Annotated in this window: 24 protein-coding genes; 11 read left to right on the forward strand and 13 right to left on the reverse strand. The window is 63.2% G+C overall.

All coding sequences use genetic code 11. The features are described 5' to 3' along the window. Positions 1-5: 5 nt before the first annotated feature. Complete coding sequence (locus tag ACNAOU_RS21690; RefSeq protein WP_422757739.1) at positions 6-464, forward strand: ribose-5-phosphate isomerase; 459 nt, start codon at positions 6-8, stop codon at positions 462-464. 79 nt (positions 465-543) lie between these two features. Continuing rightward, entirely contained in the window at positions 544-1,005 is a 462-nt protein-coding gene (locus ACNAOU_RS21695; protein ID WP_018779421.1) for a hypothetical protein, read from the forward strand. A gap of 73 nt (positions 1,006-1,078) precedes the next feature. Here ACNAOU_RS21695 and ACNAOU_RS21700 read toward each other — a convergent pair whose 3' ends face one another. Together ACNAOU_RS21700 and dnaB are read right to left on the reverse strand one after the other, a co-directional pair. Beyond that, positions 1,079-1,810: a hypothetical protein gene (locus ACNAOU_RS21700; RefSeq protein ID WP_189076605.1), complete on the reverse strand. Its 732-nt coding sequence runs from the start codon at positions 1,808-1,810 to the stop codon at positions 1,079-1,081. Positions 1,811-1,904: 94 nt separating this feature from the next. Beyond that, positions 1,905-3,290, reverse strand: a complete 1,386-nt coding sequence (dnaB, locus tag ACNAOU_RS21705; protein WP_018779423.1) for a replicative DNA helicase — start codon at positions 3,288-3,290, stop codon at positions 1,905-1,907. A 592-nt stretch (positions 3,291-3,882) separates the two neighbouring features. Here dnaB and ACNAOU_RS21710 point away from each other — a divergent pair. Then, a complete protein-coding gene (locus ACNAOU_RS21710; protein ID WP_039243490.1) occupies positions 3,883-4,356 on the forward strand; it encodes a hypothetical protein in 474 nt (157 codons plus the stop codon). 7 nt (positions 4,357-4,363) lie between these two features. Then, positions 4,364-4,939 carry a hypothetical protein gene (locus tag ACNAOU_RS21715; protein WP_275777038.1) on the forward strand — a complete coding sequence of 192 codons (576 nt, stop codon included), beginning with the start codon at positions 4,364-4,366 and terminating at the stop codon, positions 4,937-4,939. Here the strand turns inward: ACNAOU_RS21715 and ACNAOU_RS21720 are convergent, their stop codons facing one another. The 5 genes from ACNAOU_RS21720 to ACNAOU_RS21740 form a co-directional block, all read right to left on the reverse strand. After that, positions 4,940-5,317, reverse strand: a complete 378-nt coding sequence (locus ACNAOU_RS21720) for a zf-TFIIB domain-containing protein (protein ID WP_018779426.1) — start codon at positions 5,315-5,317, stop codon at positions 4,940-4,942. A gap of 49 nt (positions 5,318-5,366) precedes the next feature. Beyond that, on the reverse strand, positions 5,367-5,993 hold the full coding sequence (locus tag ACNAOU_RS21725; RefSeq protein ID WP_275780005.1) for an FMN reductase: 627 nt from the start codon (positions 5,991-5,993) through the stop codon (positions 5,367-5,369). Between the two features lie 90 nt (positions 5,994-6,083). After that, entirely contained in the window at positions 6,084-7,043 is a 960-nt protein-coding gene (locus ACNAOU_RS21730) for an alpha/beta hydrolase (protein WP_275777041.1), read from the reverse strand. Positions 7,044-7,061: 18 nt separating this feature from the next. Continuing rightward, positions 7,062-8,090 carry an alpha/beta hydrolase gene (locus ACNAOU_RS21735; RefSeq protein ID WP_275777043.1) on the reverse strand — a complete coding sequence of 343 codons (1,029 nt, stop codon included), beginning with the start codon at positions 8,088-8,090 and terminating at the stop codon, positions 7,062-7,064. Between the two features lie 117 nt (positions 8,091-8,207). Continuing rightward, a complete protein-coding gene (locus ACNAOU_RS21740) occupies positions 8,208-8,720 on the reverse strand; it encodes a GNAT family N-acetyltransferase (protein ID WP_018779430.1) in 513 nt (170 codons plus the stop codon). Between the two features lie 129 nt (positions 8,721-8,849). Here ACNAOU_RS21740 and ACNAOU_RS21745 point away from each other — a divergent pair, with 129 nt between their 5' ends. After that, positions 8,850-10,100 (forward strand): CaiB/BaiF CoA transferase family protein, encoded by a 1,251-nt coding sequence (locus ACNAOU_RS21745; protein ID WP_018779431.1) that lies wholly within the window; start codon positions 8,850-8,852, stop codon positions 10,098-10,100. After that, positions 10,097-11,047 carry a hydroxymethylglutaryl-CoA lyase gene (locus ACNAOU_RS21750; RefSeq protein ID WP_055974114.1) on the forward strand — a complete coding sequence of 317 codons (951 nt, stop codon included), beginning with the start codon at positions 10,097-10,099 and terminating at the stop codon, positions 11,045-11,047. Before ACNAOU_RS21745 ends, ACNAOU_RS21750 begins: the two co-directional genes overlap by 4 nt. Here ACNAOU_RS21750 and ACNAOU_RS21755 read toward each other — a convergent pair. Together ACNAOU_RS21755 and ACNAOU_RS21760 are read right to left on the reverse strand one after the other, a co-directional pair. Beyond that, a complete protein-coding gene (locus ACNAOU_RS21755; protein ID WP_055974117.1) occupies positions 11,044-11,493 on the reverse strand; it encodes an SRPBCC family protein in 450 nt (149 codons plus the stop codon). The two genes, ACNAOU_RS21750 and ACNAOU_RS21755, sit on opposite strands and share 4 nt — an antisense overlap. 85 nt (positions 11,494-11,578) lie before the next feature. After that, positions 11,579-11,872, reverse strand: a complete 294-nt coding sequence (locus tag ACNAOU_RS21760; RefSeq protein ID WP_422757740.1) for a DUF4287 domain-containing protein — start codon at positions 11,870-11,872, stop codon at positions 11,579-11,581. 95 nt (positions 11,873-11,967) lie between these two features. On the opposite strand from ACNAOU_RS21760, the gene ACNAOU_RS21765 reads away from it, so the two are divergent. Continuing rightward, a complete protein-coding gene (locus ACNAOU_RS21765; protein ID WP_413305335.1) occupies positions 11,968-12,861 on the forward strand; it encodes a hypothetical protein in 894 nt (297 codons plus the stop codon). A 5-nt stretch (positions 12,862-12,866) separates the two neighbouring features. Here the strand turns inward: ACNAOU_RS21765 and ACNAOU_RS21770 are convergent, their stop codons facing one another. Then, positions 12,867-13,784, reverse strand: coding sequence for a diacylglycerol/lipid kinase family protein (locus tag ACNAOU_RS21770; protein ID WP_227453614.1), 918 nt, complete (start codon positions 13,782-13,784; stop codon positions 12,867-12,869). 173 nt (positions 13,785-13,957) lie between these two features. Between ACNAOU_RS21770 and ACNAOU_RS21775 the strand changes: the two genes are divergently transcribed. Continuing rightward, positions 13,958-14,164 carry a hypothetical protein gene (locus ACNAOU_RS21775; RefSeq protein ID WP_035734196.1) on the forward strand — a complete coding sequence of 69 codons (207 nt, stop codon included), beginning with the start codon at positions 13,958-13,960 and terminating at the stop codon, positions 14,162-14,164. Here the strand turns inward: ACNAOU_RS21775 and ACNAOU_RS21780 are convergent. Then, a complete protein-coding gene (locus tag ACNAOU_RS21780; RefSeq protein ID WP_354628234.1) occupies positions 14,161-14,940 on the reverse strand; it encodes a class I SAM-dependent methyltransferase in 780 nt (259 codons plus the stop codon). The two genes, ACNAOU_RS21775 and ACNAOU_RS21780, sit on opposite strands and share 4 nt — an antisense overlap. A 121-nt stretch (positions 14,941-15,061) precedes the next feature. Here ACNAOU_RS21780 and ACNAOU_RS21785 point away from each other — a divergent pair, with 121 nt between their 5' ends. Both ACNAOU_RS21785 and ACNAOU_RS21790 read left to right on the forward strand, forming a co-directional pair. Further along, positions 15,062-15,739 carry an ABC transporter ATP-binding protein gene (locus ACNAOU_RS21785; protein ID WP_018779439.1) on the forward strand — a complete coding sequence of 226 codons (678 nt, stop codon included), beginning with the start codon at positions 15,062-15,064 and terminating at the stop codon, positions 15,737-15,739. Then, positions 15,684-17,273, forward strand: coding sequence for a DUF6297 family protein (locus ACNAOU_RS21790; RefSeq protein ID WP_422757741.1), 1,590 nt, complete (start codon positions 15,684-15,686; stop codon positions 17,271-17,273). The genes ACNAOU_RS21785 and ACNAOU_RS21790 overlap by 56 nt, the downstream gene beginning before the upstream one ends. Before the next feature lie 19 nt (positions 17,274-17,292). Here ACNAOU_RS21790 and ACNAOU_RS21795 read toward each other — a convergent pair whose 3' ends face one another. Next, positions 17,293-18,144, reverse strand: a complete 852-nt coding sequence (locus tag ACNAOU_RS21795) for a PhzF family phenazine biosynthesis protein (RefSeq protein ID WP_422757742.1) — start codon at positions 18,142-18,144, stop codon at positions 17,293-17,295. A gap of 59 nt (positions 18,145-18,203) precedes the next feature. On the opposite strand from ACNAOU_RS21795, the gene ACNAOU_RS21800 reads away from it, so the two are divergent. Then, positions 18,204-18,626, forward strand: a complete 423-nt coding sequence (locus ACNAOU_RS21800) for a DUF1801 domain-containing protein (RefSeq protein WP_079582314.1) — start codon at positions 18,204-18,206, stop codon at positions 18,624-18,626. Positions 18,627-18,671: 45 nt separating this feature from the next. On the opposite strand, the gene ACNAOU_RS21805 is transcribed toward ACNAOU_RS21800, so the two are convergent. Beyond that, a complete protein-coding gene (locus ACNAOU_RS21805) occupies positions 18,672-19,904 on the reverse strand; it encodes an IS30 family transposase (protein ID WP_422757743.1) in 1,233 nt (410 codons plus the stop codon). Between the last annotated feature and the right edge of the window lie 125 nt (positions 19,905-20,029).

Below are 20,029 nucleotides of genomic sequence, written 5' to 3' on the forward strand. Positions count from 1 at the left end.
ATTCCATGCGCATTATCGTGGGCGCCGACGAAGCCGGCGTTGACTACAAAGACCGGATCATGGCCGACCTCAAGGCCGACTCCCGGATTACTGAAGTGATCGACATCGGAGTCAACCGCGCGGATGAAGACTTTACCCGCCCCTACCCATACGTTGGAATCACTGCCGGAGAGATGATCCGCGACGGCAAGGCCGACCGGGCCATCCTGTTCTGCGGCACGGGAATCGGCGTGGCCATCGCGGCCAACAAAGTACCCGGCATCCGGGCCACGGCAGCACACGATTCGTTCTCCGTCGAACGCTCAGTCCTGTCCAACGACTGCCAGGTCCTCACCATGGGCCAGCGCGTCGTGGGCGTGGAGCTTGCCCGTCGCCTGGCCAAGGAGTGGATCGGCTACGCGTTCGATCCATCCTCCGGCTCAGCCGCGAAGGTGAAGGTGCTGAGCGACTTCGAGGGCTGCTAACCCTCCAAAACGGCTGCACAGTCATTCCTGCCCGCCTCACCAGTAGCATTGGTCCAAACAGGCCCGAGCAGGAGAGCTGATGCCCTACATCGTTGACTTCAAGAACGTTTCCACTGTGGGACTCGAGTCCTCCCCCGTAGCGGAAGCCGCCGCAGGACTACGGGCCAACGAAGCCCGCTACTACAAGAACAAGTACGACCATGAATTCACGGTCAGCCCCGCCGACGAGCTCCCCGACGTGGTGGACAGGGTGAGCCGGATCCTCAAGGAAGAACGCGACATCGTGATCAAGTCGCGGCCACTGGAAGCCACGTCTTTCCAGGTGGAGGACCTTCAGATGGCCTACGTTTTCTACGAGTCCGGGCTGTCCATCAACGTCATGTACAGCGTTGGCGAGGGAAAAAGGGCCGTCGGGTTCAAGCTCTCCGACGGCATGGAAGTCCCTGAAGAACTGGAATCAAAGTTCAAGTTTGCCCGCCAGAAATCCAAATTGGCCGGCACCATCCGCGGGTCCTACTTCGTGATCAAGGGCGAGTACTGACCCTGCTCAGGGCAGCCTTAAGCCGATGAAGGCCGTACGTGCGGACGAACCCGCCCGCACGGCCTTCACGGAACTATTTGATGAGCGCGGCGGCCTGGTCCATGAGCGCGCCTGCTGCTTCCGGCCCACCGGCCGCAGCTTCGGTACCTGAGGCCGTGGCCGAGATCAGGACACCGTCCTTGACGGCGTGCGCCGTGTAGATCGCTCCCGTTTTCCCGTCAGGCATCACCATGAGCGTCTTCAGCGCCACCGTGCCGGGCACGCCGCCAACACCTTCGATCTTTTCGGTGGAGGTTGTTATTGCCTCTCCCTCCGCGGAGAACGTCATTTTCCGGCACGTTTCTGCCAGGGACTTGCTTGACTCCACGCTCTCCTGCAGCACGGCAGAGTCGACTCCGGACGTCAGCGATACGTTGCTGATGAAATCGCCCACCTTGGCCCGGGCCGTCCCCGCGATGCTCGAACCGGAGATATCGTGCGGAACTCCAAGAGTGCGCAGGTCCTTGCAGCTTTCCGGTTCAATGGTGGCCTTGCCGAAGCCGTCCAGCAGTGAGGCGTACTGGCCCAAGAGCTCCTCACCGGAAAGTACGGCGGGACTGCTGCCATCAGAGGCCTTGATTTGCCCGACCAAAACGACGAGTTCTTCGTCGGTGTACTGCTTTGCCGGGGACGGTGTGCTGGAGGCAGTTTCGCTGGCCGCAGCCGCCGTCGAGTCCTGCGATGCCGGCGTAGTGCCGCCGCATGCCGTAAGAGTCATCGCAACGATTGCTGATGCCCCAAGTCCGAGCAGCAAGTTCTTCTTCATATGATTCCCCAATAAGTCATTGATAAACCCGCGGACGCGGACCGAGTCAACACTACTGGCCCGGTCACGTTGTCCGGGGAGGGCCACAAGAAGATTAGAACCCGCCGCCACCGCCGGTGTCGCCGGCCATGTTGGCAAAGCGCGAGTAGTGGCCTTGGAAGGCGACCACGATGTCCTTGGTGGGGCCGTTACGGTGCTTGGCGATCAGGATGTCCGCTTCACCCGCACGCGGCGATTCCTTGTCGTAAACGTCTTCACGGTGAAGCAGGATGACCATGTCGGCGTCCTGCTCGATCGAGCCTGATTCACGGAGGTCGGAAACCATCGGGCGCTTGTCTTGTCGCTGCTCGGAACCACGGTTCAGCTGTGACAGCGCGATGACGGGAACCTGGAGCTCCTTGGCGAGCAGCTTGAGTGCACGCGAGAACTCGGAGACTTCCTGCTGTCGGGACTCAACTTTCTTGCCCGAGCTCATGAGCTGGAGGTAGTCAAGGATCACGAGCTTGAGGTCATGCTGCTGCTTCAGGCGGCGGCATTTCGCCCGGATCTCCATGAGGGACATGTTGGGGCTGTCATCAATGAACAGGGGAGCATCGTTCATGCGGCCCATGGTGGTGGCAATCTTGGACCATTGCTCGTCCTTGATGGTTCCCTTGCGGAGATCCTGGAGGCCAATGGTGGCTTCTGCGGAGAGCAGACGCATGGCGATCTCATTCCGGCCCATTTCCAAGGAGAACATGACCGTGGCCAGGTTGTTCTTGATGGCAGCCGAGCGGGCGAAGTCCAACGCGAAAGTGGACTTACCAACAGCCGGGCGGGCTGCGATAACGATCATCTGGCCCGGGTGGAGGCCGTGCGTCAGTTCATCGAGCTCGTAGAATCCTGTGGGAACACCGGTCATGCCTTCGCCGCGGTGGCCCGAAGCTTCGATCTCGTCCACAGTGGACTCCATGACGTCCTTCAACGCCACGTAGTCCTCGGCGGTGCGTTTTTCAGCCACCGCGTAGACCTCGGCCTGTGCTTGGTTGACGAGGTCCTCCACCTCGCCGTCCTGGCCGTAGCCCATCTGCACAATCTTGGTGCCGGCATTGACCAAGCGGCGGAGGACCGCTCGTTCGGCCACGATCTCCGCGTAGTACCCGGCGTTTGCGGCGGTGGGAACAGTCTGGATGAGCTCGTGGAGGTAGGCGGGGCCGCCGATCCGGTTGATCTCGCCGCGCTTGGTCAGCTCGTCCGATACTGTCACGGCATCAGCAGGTTCACCACGGCCGTAGAGGTCAATGATGGATTCATAGATGGTCTCGTGCGCCGGCCGGTAGAAGTCATGTCCGCGGACGATTTCGACGACGTCGGCGATCGCATCCTTGGACAGCATCATGCCGCCCAGTACTGACTGTTCGGCAGGAATGTCCTGGGGAGGCTTCCGGCTCGAGTCCGAAGCGCGAGTGCCCTCGATTGAGTCCAAGTGCGTAACTGACAAAGCCGTCCTCCATTTTTGTACCGCTGCAGGGCTGAACTCCCTGGCGGCCTGTAAAGCGCAGTGTGTGGCTAAACCGTCCGCCGGGGTTGCTCCGAGAATGTCAGGCAGCTCCGACAAAATAGCGGTATCCACAAGTTATCCACAGCCGCTTCCCTGAGATCGTCACCGTAAGCGGCTTTTTGCGACCAAGGAAACTCGACTCGGGGATATCCGTGCCCAAAATGGACACTTCAGACACGTTACAGCAGGTACCCGAAGGCCCCTGTGGATAAGCTGTGGAATACCACCTCCACGTTGTGCACAGACTGTGCACTACTCTGTGGATAGAGAAATTCTTTTGACGGAATCAACACTCTGACCTGCGGAAACGCTTCTCACAAGCTGTGGACTAAAGAAAGATTCAGCGGAAAATCATCCACAGCCCCAAGGGTTCCAAGGAGGCCCGGAGTGGCTAAAAGCACCATAAACATGCCCCAAATGTGATGCATCTTACTTTTCGTGGCTGAATTTGACACTATCCTCTCAGAAGCCTATGCCCACCGTGGAATGTGCTGTGGATAACGCAGTTCTGGCATAAGCTCTAAGCATGGGGATGAACTTTGGTGACGTGTTGACGATTGCCCTTCCGCTTCTTGTCCTCCTGGGCCTGTTGTGGGCCTTGACTGCGGCCTTCAAACCACGGGACACCGGGGTGTCGGATGCTGAGAGATACCAGCGGGAACTGGCAGCCCGCTCCGCCGCGCACCAGGCTTCCCAGGTCCAAGAGGCGCTGGCCCTTCGAGCCCGCATCGAGGCCACCACCAAGCCGAGCCAAAACGAAGCCCAACACAGCCAGCAGACCGAGCAGAACCGCACGGCAGTCCAGGCGCAGGCCGCCCGTTCGCAGGCCGCCGGCCAGCAGGGCCACCAACCCGCTGTGCTTCCCAACGGCCAGCTCAACCCCCAGCTCGCCTTCGAGCTGCAGAACCTGGTCCGAAGCGGCAAAAAGATTGAAGCCATCAAAGTTCTTCGCCAAGCCACCCACTCAGATTTGCTTACCGCCAAGAACTACGTAGATCGGCTCTGACAACGCCATGGATTCCATCCTCATTCCGCTCCTGATCCTCATTGCGGTGGTGGCGGGAGTGCTCCTGCTCATTCATTCCTTCACCAAGCGCTCTGCTGAAACAAAGGCGGGCAACGACGCAGCAAATGCGCCAATGGACCCCGTGGATCTGGCCAAGGAGTCTGCGGCCAAGCTCAACCAGGAACAGCACCGCCAGCTGTACTCGCTCATAGCCCAGGGCCAGGGCATGGCGGCGATCAAGCTGTATCTGCAGGCCACGGGTGAGGGGCTGCGGGCCTCGCGCAACGCCGTGGGCGCTTTGGCGGCACACCCGCAACCATTCACGCCGGAAGCCCCGGCCAAAGACCTGCTCGCGGATGAGGACGATGAACCGGAGCGCTTTCCCTACCGCTACAGGGCAATCGTCAGCAAGGGTGACGTCACCCGCGAAGTCAGCAGCAATATGCTCAACGACGAAATCTACGGACGGATCCGCACGTTGGCCAAGAGCGGTGACGTGGAAGGCGCGGCCTTGGCCCTGACCCGCCATTCGGACATCAACATCAAGCAGGCCCGGGAATTCATCGAGCTTCTGGACGACTAGCTAGAAGTCAAAGAGGTCGCCCAGGAAGCCTTCCTTCTTCTTCCGCTTGCGGCCGTACTGGTCGCGGCCACCATCCCGCCGGTCGTAGTCCCGACGGTCACGGTCATGATGGTCGCGGTCATGATCGTGCCGGTCGCGGCGGTCCCTGTCGTCGTACCGCGGTTCCTGCGGACGGGATTCAAACGGGTTATAGAGGGGCGGCGGGGCGATCGGCGGTTGTGGTGGCGCCTGCCGGCTGACGGCCGGGCCGGTCTCAGCTGCTACGCGGTCAATAATCTTGTCCAGCTCACCGCGGTCCAGCCACACTCCCCTGCATTGTGGGCAGTAGTCGATCTCCACGCCGCTTCGTTCGCTCATCACCAGGTCAATGGAATCCACAGGACACTTCATGCTTGCCCCAACGACCGGCGCCCGCTAAAAGTTCGGCCTACCTGCCGGCTGAGATTCCGGCCAGCAGCTGCTCGAACGGTAACGACTCGAGGGCGTTGTCCTTGCGATGCGGCTGCGTGCCGTTGAGCAGTTGCACGAGTTCACCCGCGGCGCGGTCCACCCGCGACGAAAGTGGCGAGGCGCCGTCGTCGGTGTTTCCCCAGTCTTGCGGCCCCGCGAAGACGCCCGTAGCCGCGATCCTGGTGCGCAGGTAGCTGAACAGGGGCCGCATGGCGTAGTCGAGGACCATCTGGTGGCGGTCGGTGCCGCCCGTCGCGCCCAGCAGTACGGCCTTGCCGTCCAGCGACTTGGGATCGAGGACGTCGATGAACGACTTGAACAGACCGCTGTAAGAGGCGCTGAAGACGGGGCTGACGGCGATGATGGCATCGGAATCCTCGACGCCGGCAATCACCTCCGCGAGGCGCGGTGCGGCGTAGCCGGTAACGAAGTTGTTGGCGATGTCCACCGCCAGGTCGCGCAGCTCGACGATGTCGATCTTCGCCTCATAGCCGGCTCCGCGCAGCTGCCGCTCGGCAGAAGCTGCCAGCTGGTCCGCCAGCAAGCGGCTCGACGACGGGACTCCGAGTCCGGCGGAAAGTACGGTGATGCGGCGGGTTTCCATGGCATTCTCCTGTTGCTTGTTCATCCAGCTTACATGCATTTGCATCTAAATCTAAGAACAGGGGCCCTTCCGGAAGTATTCCCTCCTGGCCTACGGAGTCTTGAGTTGCTGCAGGAACTCCACAGTAGCCGCGGCGATCTGCGCCTGCGCCACGGACCTGTCCACGCCCGGCTGACCGTCTCCGGGCTGCGCTCCGTAATTTCCAAAGAAGGCATGGTTCCCGCCTTGGACCGCGACAAACCTGGTGTCACCCGGCAGCAAGTCGCGGGAGGCCTCGATCTTCGCCGGAGTGCTGAGGCCATCTTCTGTTCCGGAAATGGACTCGACCATCAGCCCCGCACGCTCCCGGAGGGATTCCAAAGGGTAGGAGGCGTACAGAAGCAGCCCGTCCACATCGGCGTTGCCAAGCGCGAAGGAACTGGCACTTACCCCGCCGAGCGAGTGGCCTCCCACTGCCCACGTGGTGATGGCGGGGTGGGCGGCCATGGCGCTGCGGGCCTGGTCTCCGTTTAGCAAGCTGAGGTTCAGGGGCTCTTTCAGAATGACCACCAGGAACCCGGCATCGGCGGCGGGCTTGAGCAGGTCCACGTAGGCGCGGGCTTCAACCCGGGCGCCCGGATAGAACACCAAGCCTGTACTGACCTCACTAGCCTCGGGAGTCAGCACGATCGACGTCGGGTCCTCGGTGATCGAAAAGCTGGACGCCGGGCCTGAGGCCTGGTCAGCAGGTGGCTGGTACGCGAATGGATTGAGCCAGAAGAGCATTGCCACAAGCGCCAGCACCGCCACGCGCCCAAGCCAGGACCCGACCGTCCGCACGACAGAACGCGGCCGTTGTGCGCGTCGACGCCGCCACAGCAGCAAGCCCCACAAGAGCCCGACGACGGCGGCAGTCACCAAAAGCGACGGAAGCAAGGGGTGGCCCCGCAGTACGGCCGGGTTCCCCGCAAGCATCCATGCCGGCACCAGGACCAGTACCGCGGCACAGACAACAGAAGCCCAGAAGAGGAGGGGAGTGCGGGTTATCCGACGTTCAGGGGAATCAGCCATTCCCCCATAATAGTTCCATCATGGAGATACTTTGGCGGTATACCGCGCCAGGAAATCGAACGTCCTGTCCCGGGCCTCCTGCGCCTCGCTGAAATTCAAGTGGAACTGGTATTCGTGCGGCAGCTCGGGCTCATGATTGGCCGGCCAGAACAGCTCCGTCACCGGCACCCCGGCGTCCTTCAGTCGGTTGCTGTACGGAACGGATTGGAGCCAAGTGAGGCCGTCGCCGTTGCCGCCGCTGATGAACGTCGGCGGGAAACCGGGGGTGACAAAGTCGATGGTAGACATGGTGGCCCCGGCATACGTGGCAGACCAATCCTTGGTGCCGGTGTAGGCCCAAAGGGAAGTCTTGAAACCCCACGCCACGATGCCGTTCAGGTCAGCCATGGCGCGAAGATCGTAGACACCGCAATGCAGGATGGTGGCAGCAAGCTCCGATTTCCGGAGGGCCGGCTGGATTCCCATGAGATTGGCATACTCCGGGTTCACCGTGAGCGTGGTCATCTGGCTGGCCAGCTGGGCGCCGGCGGAGTCCCCTGCGAGGACGATGCGGCTGGTGTCCACATTGAGCTCGGCGGCGTGCGCCTTGATATACGCCAGGGCTTCATTGATGTCCCGCACAGCGGTCGGGTACGTGGCCTCCGGCGCGATCGCATAGCTCATCCCAATCGTGGTGTAGCCCTTGGCCGCCAGAATCTGCAGATAGGGATTGACGTCGCGTTGTGCCCCGGAAATCCAGGCGCCCCCATGAATCCACACGACCGTAGGAAGGGGAGCCGCCGTGCCTTGCGGGCTGAAAACGTCAAACGTGGAGCCTGGCTTGTAGACAACACCGGCCTGGGTTTCCAGGGGCGTGTCGGGAACGTAAGGCGTCATCTCGTCGATGGTGGCTTGGGCACCCCGTTCAAAAACACTGCGGATGAGCAAGGCCGACGGCCAGGGCGTAGCGGAAAGAGCCAAGGCCAGGACCAACACCACCAGGATGGCCAGCTCGAGCTTCCGCAGCCGTGAGGTGCGACGTCGTGGAACCTTCGGTCGCGGTGGCACTTGAGCCGTTTCGGCTTTCCCTGCACTGGCTTGAATCGAATCCAAAGGCCCCATCACACACTCCCCCAGTCGGCGCATCCCTGGACCCATGCTAAGGCGGGGAGCCGTTGGATGGGATCAGGACAGCGGCCGTGCCGCCGAGAGCAGGACGCCCTCACCGCCGTCGAACGTCACCGTATGAAAACCCGGGCCACGCGCGACCTCACGAAACCCCCATTTCCGGTGCAGTGCCAACGAGGCCTGGTTGCGGGCGTTCACTACGTACCAAGCGTCGCCGGCCTGCTGCCAAATCCATTGGAGCCTTGCTTCGGTAAGCTCCTGGGCCAGCCCTCGTCGTCGGAAATCCGGCAGCACGGTGATGCCGGCCAGATAATGACCGGCGGGCGCCGATCCGTCCGGGAAATCCCATTGGTGCGTTTTGGCCCAACCCACGACGGCGGAGCCTCCGCCCGCCGGTACGTCCGGAGGCATCCCGGCCACAAGAACCAAACGCCCGGGATCAGCGATGGCGCTGCCGATCCTCAGCCCGAACGCCCGGGCGGCGGCGGGCGCGGTCCGGCCAGCGGCCAGCTCCACCGCGACGATGCCGGGAACGTCCACCTCGGTGGCGGTCCGGATCAGGAAACCCATAGCGTGAGTCTACTTCCGTCACCGACAATGCCCGCCAACGGCCGTGACGATGGTGGAGCCGGCCATACCGTGCCAGAGTGTAAGGGGTTCCCTACTGCTGCCCTCGCCAGCCACGCACGAAAGAAGACCATGACAGAGCAAACAATCGCCCCGCTGGACGGCGTCCGGGTCCTGGAGCTCGGCAACTACATCGCGGCTCCTACCGCGGGCCGGCTCCTTGCCGACTTCGGCGCCGAAGTCATCAAGGTGGAACGTCCGGGAACCGGTGACGAATTGCGCAACTGGCGGCTCCACAAGGGCACCACCTCCATGCTCTACCGGACGCTGAACCGGAACAAGAAGTCAGTGGTCCTCGATCTCCGCACGGATGCCGGCAAACAGGCGGTCCTGGAGCTTGTGGCGAAGTGCGACATCCTGTTGGAAAACTTTCGTCCCGGCACCTTGGAAAAGTGGGGCCTCGGCCCGGAAGTCCTGAACGAGGCAAACCCCGAGCTCATCGTCACCCGTATCTCCGCCTTCGGGCAGACGGGGCCACTGTCCGGACGGCCCGGTTTTGCCGCCGTCGCCGAAGCCTACGGCGGGTTCCGCAACTTGGTGGGCGACCCGGACCGCGCACCGGTGCGCGTCGGCGTCTCCATTGGAGACTCGATCGCGGGACTGTACGCCGCCTTCGGCTCCGTCATGAGCCTCTTCCAACGCGAAGCACGACGCCGGGACCCGGGTTCCGGCGTTCCCCTCACCGAACGCGTCATTGACGTTGCCCTGCATGAGGCCATGTTTTCGATGATGGAATCACTGATTCCGGATTACCAGGCCTACGGCGTGGACCGTCAGCGCGTGGGTGGGCGGATGGAAGGCATTGCCCCCTCCAACGCGTACGTGTGCGGGGACGGCGCGAGCATCGTGGTGGCCGGCAACGGTGATTCGATCTTCCAGCGGTACATGCAGACCATCGGACGCCCGGACCTGGCCGAACGCCCGGATTTGCAGGGCAATGCCGGGCGCTGGACCCGGCGTGAAGAGCTCGATCAGGCAATTGGCGAATGGACGGCCACGCTGCCTGCCGCCGAAGCCCTGGCCGTGCTGGAAGCCGCCGGCGTCCCCGCGGGACCCATCTACACAGCGGCGGACATCAGCGACGACAGCCAGTACGCGGCACGGAACATGATCCAGAAATTCGATGTTTCCACGGGCGAGGAGACCATCCCCGGCGTTGGGTTCCCCGGGATTGTGCCCGTCATCGGCGGTCAATCCCTGCCTATCCGCAACCTCGGGCCGGACCTCGGTGAGAACACCCAGGAGATCCTCGGTGGCCTGCTGGGCATGAGTGCGGGCCAAATCGATGCCGCATCCGGCCGTGAGGAAGCAGTACGCTCATGAACCACGTTGAGAACCCCCTTGCCGGAACACTGGGCCAAGCCATCCTTCGGGACGTCACTCTGCGCGACGGCTTGCAACTCACGGGCAAGCTCCTGACGGCTGAGCAGAAGATCGAAACCGTCCGGGAGCTGCTGCGCCTGGGCGTGCCCGCCATTGAACTCGGCTCCATGGCCCGCGCCGACCTGGTTCCCACCATGGCCAACACCTTGGAGGTCGTCCAGGCGCTTACGCCGGAGGAACTGGAGAAGTGCTGGATCTGGGTAGCCACCCCCGGCCACGTGGCGAAGGCATCGGCTGCGGGGGCGCGGAACTTCCAGTACTGCCTGTCCGCCTCGGATTCCCACAACAAGGCGAACATCGGCCGCACCACGGATCAGAGCCTGGCGGCCCTGCCCGAGGCCGTCGAATACGCACGCGCCGTGAACGGGCAGATCCAGCTGTGCATCGCAACATCTTTTACCTGCCCGTTTGAGGGCAACATTTCCGAAGAACGCATACTCTCGATTGCCAATGATCCCCGCGCCGAGGGCACCACGGACATTGTCATCTGCGATACCTTGGGCCAGGCGGTTCCTGCCCAGGTTGCCGGACTGGTGGCACGTGTGCGGGACGAATCCCCTGCCCGCCGGATCGTCTATCACGGCCACGACACCTGGGGTTTGGGCGTGGCAAATACCCTCGCAGCCATCCAGGCAGGAGCTGCCATGGTGGACGGCGCTTTGGGGGGTCTTGGCGGCTGCCCCTTTGCCCCGGGTGCCAGCGGCAACACTTCCAGCGAGGACATCCTGTTCGCGACCCGCCCGGACTGGCTGACCCCGGGGATCTTTGGCGAACTCGTGGTGCTGTCGGAGACGTTGCTGGCGGAGCTTGATGAGCCGAACCGCTCCAAGTCAGCGCAGGGCGCACGATCCAAGGCCGACGCTTTCGACTGGGTGGTGCGCTCCTAGCTGTGCCGCCCGGCCCCGCCCAGGGCCATGAGTTCCAGCCGTCTGAGGGTTTCGCGGTTCCGGACTGCAATAACGGGATCACGCAGCTTCTTGGGCACCATCTTGCCCGGTCCACGCACGGCATCCTCGGCAATGGAAACCCTGCATTGCGAGTCTCCAACGTCTTCCAAGGTGATGCGCACTGTGGCTTCGCCCAGGGGCCAGCCCCTCGCGAGAAGCTCCAGCATCCGCCCGGGTTCGACGGCGGTCACGCGTGTGCTGTCGTCGATGAGGAACGGCCAGGAGCCCACGGAGTGACGAAGCCCGGACCCCTTCTCCGGCCAATGGTCGTCAACGGAACGGATTCTTGAGGCGCCAACCACCCACCCGGAATACAGCCAGCCCTCCTGGACAACCTTCCAAACATCTGCGGCAGGGGTTTTGAACAGCTGCGTCACGGTAGACATGTGAACCTTTCTGCGCGCGTACGGATGGTGCAGTGGACACTAAGCTAAGCATGCTTAGTGTTTCATGGCCAGTGACCTCCAGCGGTCACGATGACGGCTTGCTGGCCTTGCCGTCCAACCAGAGCATGTCCGACTCGTCCCGGTGGCTTCCCTCGGATCCCACGTGCCGGCTGTCGATCTGCGCTCCCTTCTTGATGACATGCACCAAGGCCATTCCGTGGCCGCGGCCTAGGCCGTAGTCCGACTTAAGCCATTCAAGGATGGTGCCCGCCTTCACCGAGGGGTCGCTGAAGCCTTTGGTTTCCGCGATCTCGACCAATTGCCGCGGCGTGAGGCCTGTTTTGTCCTCAATGGCGTCGAGGTAAGCCTGGAATGACATGGATACCGCCTTTCATGGCAACTCCTTGGGCGGAGTTGAAAGCTGTGCGTCAGCGACATCGTACCCGCGCCCCCAGCGACACCTACACTGATCGCATGGTGTGCCGAAAAGGGCGTGTCCTTGCCGGGTTTCTGGTCCTGGCGGCGATGATGCCTGCCCTGTCCGCCTGCGACTCCGGTGCCGCCTCCCCGCAGCCCTCGGCGAGCACCAGCGCCGGAGCCATCGCCGTGGAAGTCAACCAGTCCCGTGACCAGTACGGCAAGCAAGCCATCCAGATCCAGTTCACCAACACCACGGCCACGCCCCTGACAATGACCTCTGCCCGGCTTCGTTCGCCCCTCTATGAGGAAGAGATTCTCTGGCAGCGACCCGAAAGCGGCCTCGAACTGCCCCCGGGACAGCCCAAAGCTGTGCCCACGGCACTGCCTGCGGCGGCCTGCGGAGCAGCACAAGACACCTCCGAGCCGCCGATCGGAGCAACCTTGGAGTACTCCGAACCCGGCAAGGAAGCCACGAAGGAAACCACTGAGGCCACCGACCCCTTCGGGGTGCTGACCAGAAACGCAACCGAACTCTGCATCGCAACTGAAGCTGCCGCCGTCGCCACCATGGTGCTGGACCCCGAACTGAAGGTGGCAACGGACGGACGGACCGCCGTCGTGCGACTCATCATCACCCCGGCCACGCAGGGCGGGGGGCCGCAAAGCCTCACCATCGAATCGATCGACGAGACTACGTTGCTGGCGCAGTCCCCCGGTAACCCCTGGCCCACGAACGTCACCGTGGGCACGGACAAACAGGAACTGCCCCTGACCATCCGCCCGGCACGCTGCGACCCCCATGCCGTCGCCGAAGACAAGGTGGGCACGCTCCTGCCACTCAGGATCAGGCTCGGAGGACGGCAGGGCCTGATAAAGGTCCCGGCATCAAATGACCTGCGTGGTCGCGTCTACGACTTTGTCACCGCCGCCTGCGCGCCTGCAGGCTAAGAGCCTTATCCGAGTGTTGCGAGGGCGCGGGGAGCGCACTCCACCGTGACCTTGACGTTGGCCTCCACGCTCTTCACCTCGCCATCCATTTGGTAAGGAAGCGGCTTGAGGGTGGTGAATTCGTAGTTGCTCACGCTGGGCTGGTCCCCCAGGCCCTGGGTGGTGGCCTTCAAGGCAGTCAGGAGCACGCGCCACTTGGCCATGTGCGGGAAGGTGATGACCTCGAACTTGCCGTCCGACGGGTGCCCGTCGGCTTCACTCAACGTGGCGTATTTGGCCATCTCGTGGATGTTCGCAAAGACCAGGCTGTCGAACTTGCGGCGTTTTCCGTCGGCCAAACGGATGGCGAACGGCTCGAATTTGGAGAAGGTCTGTATGACAGTGACCATTTCCTTGAGTGCGCCTTTGCTGCCCTTTTCCAGTTCCGTGGCAACCACCGGGGTCAAACCGAAGCCGATGTACGAATGCGCATATTCAAGCGGTTCGTCACCTTTTTGCCCTGTGTGGATGCGGAGAAGGTCGATGTTGTGGACATGCCCCTCGGCAATGGCCTCTTCCAAGGGCTTGGTGGCCATGATCCGGCTGTGGTCATTCGCGTTGCCTGCCGCCCGGACAGCACATACTGCCTTGGGGTTACCCGCCTGCATGACGCCATTGACGACCTCGTTGTAGCCGCCGTCGCCGCTCACCGAGACCACAAGGACGTCCCCGCCCTTGGCTGCCGCTTCCCGCGCCAGATCCACGGCGTGGCCGGCGTGCTCCGTCGGCTGGAGGGTGATCTCGGGCTGATAGGTGAGGAGTTCCTTCAGCTTCTTCTGCAACTGCTGCGCGAGCTCCGGCGCATCCCCCGTGCTGTTGGGATTGAAAATGATAACGATCGACTCAAAGGTCCGGGCAGAATCCACGATGTACTCCTGATTCATTGCGAGGTCCCTTATTCAGGCGGTTGTATCCTCGGAGGTTCCCATAGTATTCGCAACCCGTGGGGGTTTCGGATATACAGCGAACGTGAAACCATGAAAATGGGTTCCCAGATGTGAACCTTTGTCGATCAGCTGGATGCGGCGTGGTGCTGCGGCAGCAGCGGGGAAATCCCATGGACTCACGCCAGACAGCACGACTACTCGTCCTTGAGCATGAGATCACCCTTGACGATTTATGGGCTTGGTACTGGGCAAATGGCGGGAATGCCATGCTTTGGGACTTTGACGCCTACCTTTTCGGGATCCTGGAACGCGATCCCTTCGACCTCAGAATCCTCAGCTGGGCCATGGAAGACCTGGAGGCCCGCTCACTCCTCTAACTGTCCTCAGACTGTGTTGCTCCCGCTTTCCGCTGCGCTTCGATCAGGTGCCGGGTGGAGTGCGCAACAAAGGGATGTCCGGATCTCATCCGGCCATCCAGTTCCTTGAGCTGGTCGAGGTACCGTTCCGGCGTGAACCCGGGGATCCACCACACGCATTTGCGCAGGATCCACACCACCGCACCCACGTCAAAGAACTCCATGCGGCACCGGGCCGTCCTGAGGTCCGTCACGGTAAGCCCCGCGGCTTCTGCTGCTGCAACCTCGGCCTGCGGGTCGCGGCCCTTCCGCTGCTCGGGCAGCGGTCCCAGGAAATATTCGATGAGTTCAAAGGCCGACGCCGGCCCAACGTGCTGGGCGAAATAGTGGCCGCCGGGGACCAGGACGCGGTGGATCTCATTCCAGTCCGGGCTGACGGGGTGCCGGGCAGTGACCAGTTCGAACGACCCGTCAGGGAAAGGCAGCGCATCGCCGGCGGTTGGCTCCACGATCTGCACGCCCCGCGGTCCCAACAAGGCCCGGGCGCGGGCGGCGTTGGGTGGCCATGCCTCGGTGGCTGTCATCCTTTCGGGAAAGCTGCGGGCCTCTGACAACACTTCTCCGCCACCGGTGTCCAGGTCCAGGGCGCTTCGGACCTGGGCCAAGCGGTCTGCCTGCAACGCGGCGAACCCCCAGGGCGGGCGCTCTTCTGTGGCGCGCTTATCCAGCCATCCGAACCCCCAGCCATCCACGTCGGCTTCCGTGGCCTCCGCAATCAGGGTTTCGAAGTCCCTCATCATTTCTCCAACTCCGCCGGCAAGCCGGCACTCCCGCATTCGTCCATTTCGCCCGGGTTCCGCGGGCCCCATGCCCAACGCTACCGGGAGCCGGCGCCCGTTCCGCCGGTAGGGTTGCACCATGGGGTCAGTACTGGAAGCCGAAGGCTTGCTTGTGGGATATGCCGGAGCTCCAGTGTGTGGAGAGGTATCCGCTTCGGTGGCTGCCGGCGAAGTCCTTGGAATCGTGGGGGTGAACGGTGCCGGGAAGTCGACGGTAGCCAGGACCATCGCAGGTCGCCAGGCTCCCCTGGCCGGAGACGTGAGAGTCCACGGCCTCCTCATCGATCCCGACGCGGTGCCGTTCCGTCGGCAGGTAGCGGCCGTTTTCGACGACGACCTGTTCTTCCCCTCGCTCACGGTCAGGGAGCACCTGCTCCTCGTTGCCCGCGGCCATTCCGTAGCCGACCCTGAAGGGCGGGTGGAAGAAGAACTCGGGTTCTTCGGACTTCTTGGCAGAGCCGACGCGATCCCGGATGCCCTCTCTTCCGGGCAACGACGCAGGCTCCTCCTCGCAGCAGGCCTGATCCGTCCATCCTCGCTGCTGATCCTTGACGAGCCGGAACAGCGCCTCGATCCGATGATGCGGGTGGCACTCGGGGTGCGCATCGCTGAACACGCCCGGAACGGCGGTGCCGTGGTGCTGGTGACCCACGATCCGGAGCTGTTGCTCGCCACGGCCTCTTCCTGCCTGGTCATCGACCATGAAGTCCGCGAGCTGGAGCCCGAGCGGGGAGCGTCGATCATTGCCGGGTCCTGAGTTACTGACAGTTGATGGTTCGACGGCGGACCGTAACCTCGCCGCGGAGATCGTCCGTTTTACCCGCAGCACCACCCGGCGTTACAAGCGCAGCCGGATTTCGTTGAGTGAACGCTTCGTCGACGCGTACAGCTGGGGACTTGGCATTGCCGTTTCGCTGACCATCGCGGCCTCGTTCGTACTGGCCCTCCGCAACGAGATCGCCGACCGCAGCTCCGCGGGCAGCAGCATCATCGGGGAACAGTGGCTTGTCCTCCCCGAGTCCGTGCTGTGGACGACCGTGACGTACGCCTTCCTGCTGATCGTGGCCAACCTCGCCCGGAAGCTCGGTCCTGTCACGGTGGGTGGACCTGAGAGCACCTGGTGGCTGTCCCTCCCCATCGACCGCCGCCCCATGGTCCTGCCCCCATTCCTGCGCAAAGTGGTTCTCACTTCGGCCGGCCTGGCCATTGTTTTCCTGCCGTTCAGCATGGTCACCGCTGTTGACCGCACGCCGATCGGGCATCTTCTTGCATCAGTCACCTTTGCAGCGGCCGGGGTCATCGCCGTGGCGTTAGCGGCCTTCCAGCAGCTCGGCATGGTCCGACCCCGGCTTGGCCGCGCGATGACCATGGTCGTGCTCCTTGCCTGCGCGGTCCTTCCTGCGCTCCCTGAATCTCCCTGGCCGGCAGCGCTGGCCGGAGCCACCGCCGTCGTACTTCTGGTCCTTGCGGGTCCGCGCACGGGTGAGGTGCGCAGCGAGGAGCTGATCCGCGGCGGGGCGGTGGCCGGGCATGCCGGAGCTTCCCTGTTCATGATGGATTCCAACGAGGTACTGCGTGCGCTGGGCGCCGGTCGGAAAACGGTCGACGGCGGCAGGGCCGCGGGCTTCTTCGCCCGCCCGGCCGGAGGTCCGCTTCGGGCGCTGATCCGGGCGGATGTTGTGGCTTTCCTCAGGCTGAATCCGCCCCTGCTACCTTCATGGCTGTGGCTGGTGGCCTGCGTCGCCATGCTGTTGGTCGAAGGCGGCCTGCCCGAATTCGCGCAGTTGGGCATCATCGTCATCGCCGGCTGCGCTACGGCTTCCGGCATGGGCGGCGTGGCCCGCAAGGCGGCACTGGTGCCCGAACTCGATGCGTTGCTCCCCCTCCACCCGGCGCTGGTCCGCAGCAGCCGTGCCCTCATGCCGTGCCTGGCCATGGCCGTGTGGATGGCCGCCCTCAGTGGGCTCCTGGTTCTTTTGGGCGCTTCCGATCCTGCCCTGATTGCGGTAGGTGCCCTGGCAGGAATCGGGATGGGTGCGGGATCGCTCCGTTCCGCCACCAAAGCCGCCCCGGACTGGTCGGCTCCCCCGGTGGACACGCCCTTCGGCCCCGTTCCACGCGCCCAGCTGGGTTCCCTCATGCGCGGACTCGACGTGACCATCCTGGCCATGGTTCCGCTGCTGGTAGGGCTCTATCTTGGCTACACTCCGTGGGCCGTGGGGATGGTCCAGGCCCTGTTCAGTGCGGGCATCGTCATGCTCTCGGTACTCTCCAAGCCCAGGAAGGCGTGACGACAGGGAAACCGTGACGTCAGAGCAGCACACTGCCTTCGATGCAGGTGGTCGATTCCCCACCGATCCAGATCACGTCATCCTCGGCAGAGACATGGATGCGTCCGGCCCTGCCAAGGACCGTTCCTTGGGCCGCGACATACTCCGCTGGTGCACGCCCGGTACCGATCAGCCACTGGGCCGCTCCCGCGTTGAAGCTGCCCGTTACGGGGTCTTCCACCATGGCGTCACCCGGAACGAACGTGCGGACTTCGAAATCGGCAGCTGCACCTGGCTCATGCGAGCCGATCACGCCAACCTTGAGGTCGCCCATCGCAGCAAAATCAGGTTCAAGGGCCAGCACCTGTTCGGCTGATTCAAGGAGCACGCCGATCCATTCCGGGCCGTTGACCAGCCACGACACATCCAGAAGCGAAGCCTCGGGAAGGCTCAGCCCTGCAGCCAGTTGGGCGCGTTCAGTCTCGCTTACCGGACCGAAACGCGTCAGCGGCGGAGCGGCGAAAGCCAGCCGTCCGGCGTCGTGCTTCACCCGGACCAGGCCGGCGCCGCATTCCTGAACCACAACGCCATCCGCCTTTGGCACTCCCCCGGACTGCAGCCAGGTGTGCGCGGACCCCAAGGTGGGATGCCCCGCGAACGGGAACTCCTCGCTGCTGGTAAAAATCCGCACCCTGTAGTCCGCTGCGGGATCCGTCGGCGGAAGGAGGAACGTGGTCTCGGAGAGATTGGTCCAGTTGGCGAAATGCTGCATTGCCTCCGTGCTGAGGCCCTCGGCGTCCACCACGACGGCGAGGGGGTTTCCCCGGTACGGCTGGTCGGAGAAGACGTCCACTTGATGGAACGGACGGGTGCGCAAAGCTTCTGAAGTCACCCAGGAAGGCTATCACCGGGGTGCTGGCGGCCATGACCTGCGTCTGCAAAACTACGATCATGGCAGAGAACAAGACCCAGCCCACGGACGTGTCGGTCGAGGAATTCCTGGCGGCCGTCGAGCACCCTACCCGGCGTGCGGACGGCGTTGAGCTGCTGGAGATGATGCGCGAAGCCACCGGCCATGAAGCTGTCATGTGGGGTCCCACGATTGTCGGGTTCGGCAGCTACCACTACAAGTACCAGACCGGCCGCGAAGGCGACGCCCCCGCCGTCGGGTTCTCGCCGCGAAAAGCGAACCTGGTGTTGTACGGCGTCACAGAAGGGCCCGACGCCGACAGGCTCCTCCCTGAGCTCGGCAAGCACAAGACGAGCACGGCCTGCCTGTACCTCAACAAGCTGGACGACGTGGATCGGGATGTGCTGGCAGAGATGATCCGCGCCGGCTACCAGCACGTGATGACGGAGCACCACACGCCTTAGCCGCTCCCCGAGGTGGCAGTTAATGACAGTTCCAGGCAGGCGGTTTCAGCTTGCTAGTGCAACACCATCGATTATTTTGGTCAGTCTTTCAGTTGGGGTGTCCCATTGGAGTGTTTGACGCGGTCGGATGTTGAGCAGGTGCTGGGTGTGGGCGAGTTCTTCGTCGCTGACCTGGTTGAAGTTCGTGCCTTTGGGGTGGATATCGCGGACCAGTCCGTTGGTGTTCTCGTTCGTGCCGCGTTGCCAGGGTGAGTGCGGGTCACAGAAGAACAGCTGGCAGCCGGTCGCTACTGTGAACTTGGCGTGTTGAGCCATTTCCGTGCCTTGGTCCCAGGTGATCGTTTTAAGGATCGCCTGGGGCAGGGTGTGGATCATTTTCTGCATGACCTCGATGACCGTCGCGCTGTCCCTGGCTCCCGGCAGCCGGCCCAGCAAAGTGAACCGTGAGGAGCGCTCGACCAAGGTGACGATCCCGGAGTTACCGGGACCCACGACCAAATCACCTTCCCAATGGCCGGGCACGGCCCGGTCCTGGACTTCGGCGGGCCGGTCGCTCAGCCGGGCCCCTTCAAGCCAGGGCCTTACGTTCCTGGCAGGCAGCTTTGATTGGGGCTTACGACCGGTCCGGCCCGAACGTAGGGCCTTCTCCACGGCAAGTTCATGCCGCAAGGCACCCCGGCCCTGCACGTAAAGGGCTTGGTAAATTGACTCGTGGGACACGTGCATCTCCGGCTGCTCGGGGAACGTCTTCTTCAGGTCCGCAGCGCTCTGTTGAGGTGAGAAACGCTGGTTCAAGCGTGCCACGACCTCCTTCCACACCGCCGTTCCCGCAGAGAGCTTCACGGGCCGGTTCCGTCTACGGCGGACCAGTGCCCGGTGTTGGGCAACCCCGGCGTCGTAATAGCGCCGGGCCCAATGCTCGATACTGTGTCGGCGGATCTCCCGGGACACCGTTGATGGATGCACGCCCAACTCCTTGGCGATCTGTCGCATGGAACGCGGCTCCGGCAAGCCCAGACAGGCCTTGATATAAGCCCGGTCCTCCAAAGTCAGCCGCCGGTACCTTCGCTCCTTATCCCGCGAAAGCACCTCCGAAGCCATCGGAAGACGCACGCCACCACCAGGGCCGGAGATAAGTTCCATGCCCGCTAGTTTCGCCCAATGCGACACCGCTTGCCGGGACACCCCAGCCGCGGCAGCACTTCGTCCCGTGTCCTCACCCGCCAGCAAGTGCTCATACGCACACGCACGAACCGACCACGGCAACTTCTTGACCATGACACCCCTCCAACTACAGGGGTGTTGCACTAGCCACCTGAAGACGCCGCATCAACATTGGCATTAAGTGTCACTTCGGTGCACAGAAAAACCCCCGCCACCGGAATCCGGTAGCGGGGGCCTTC

Source organism: Paenarthrobacter sp. C1 (assembly GCF_049315185.1).
In the GTDB taxonomy this organism is placed as follows: Bacteria; Actinomycetota; Actinomycetes; order Actinomycetales; family Micrococcaceae; genus Arthrobacter; species Arthrobacter nicotinovorans.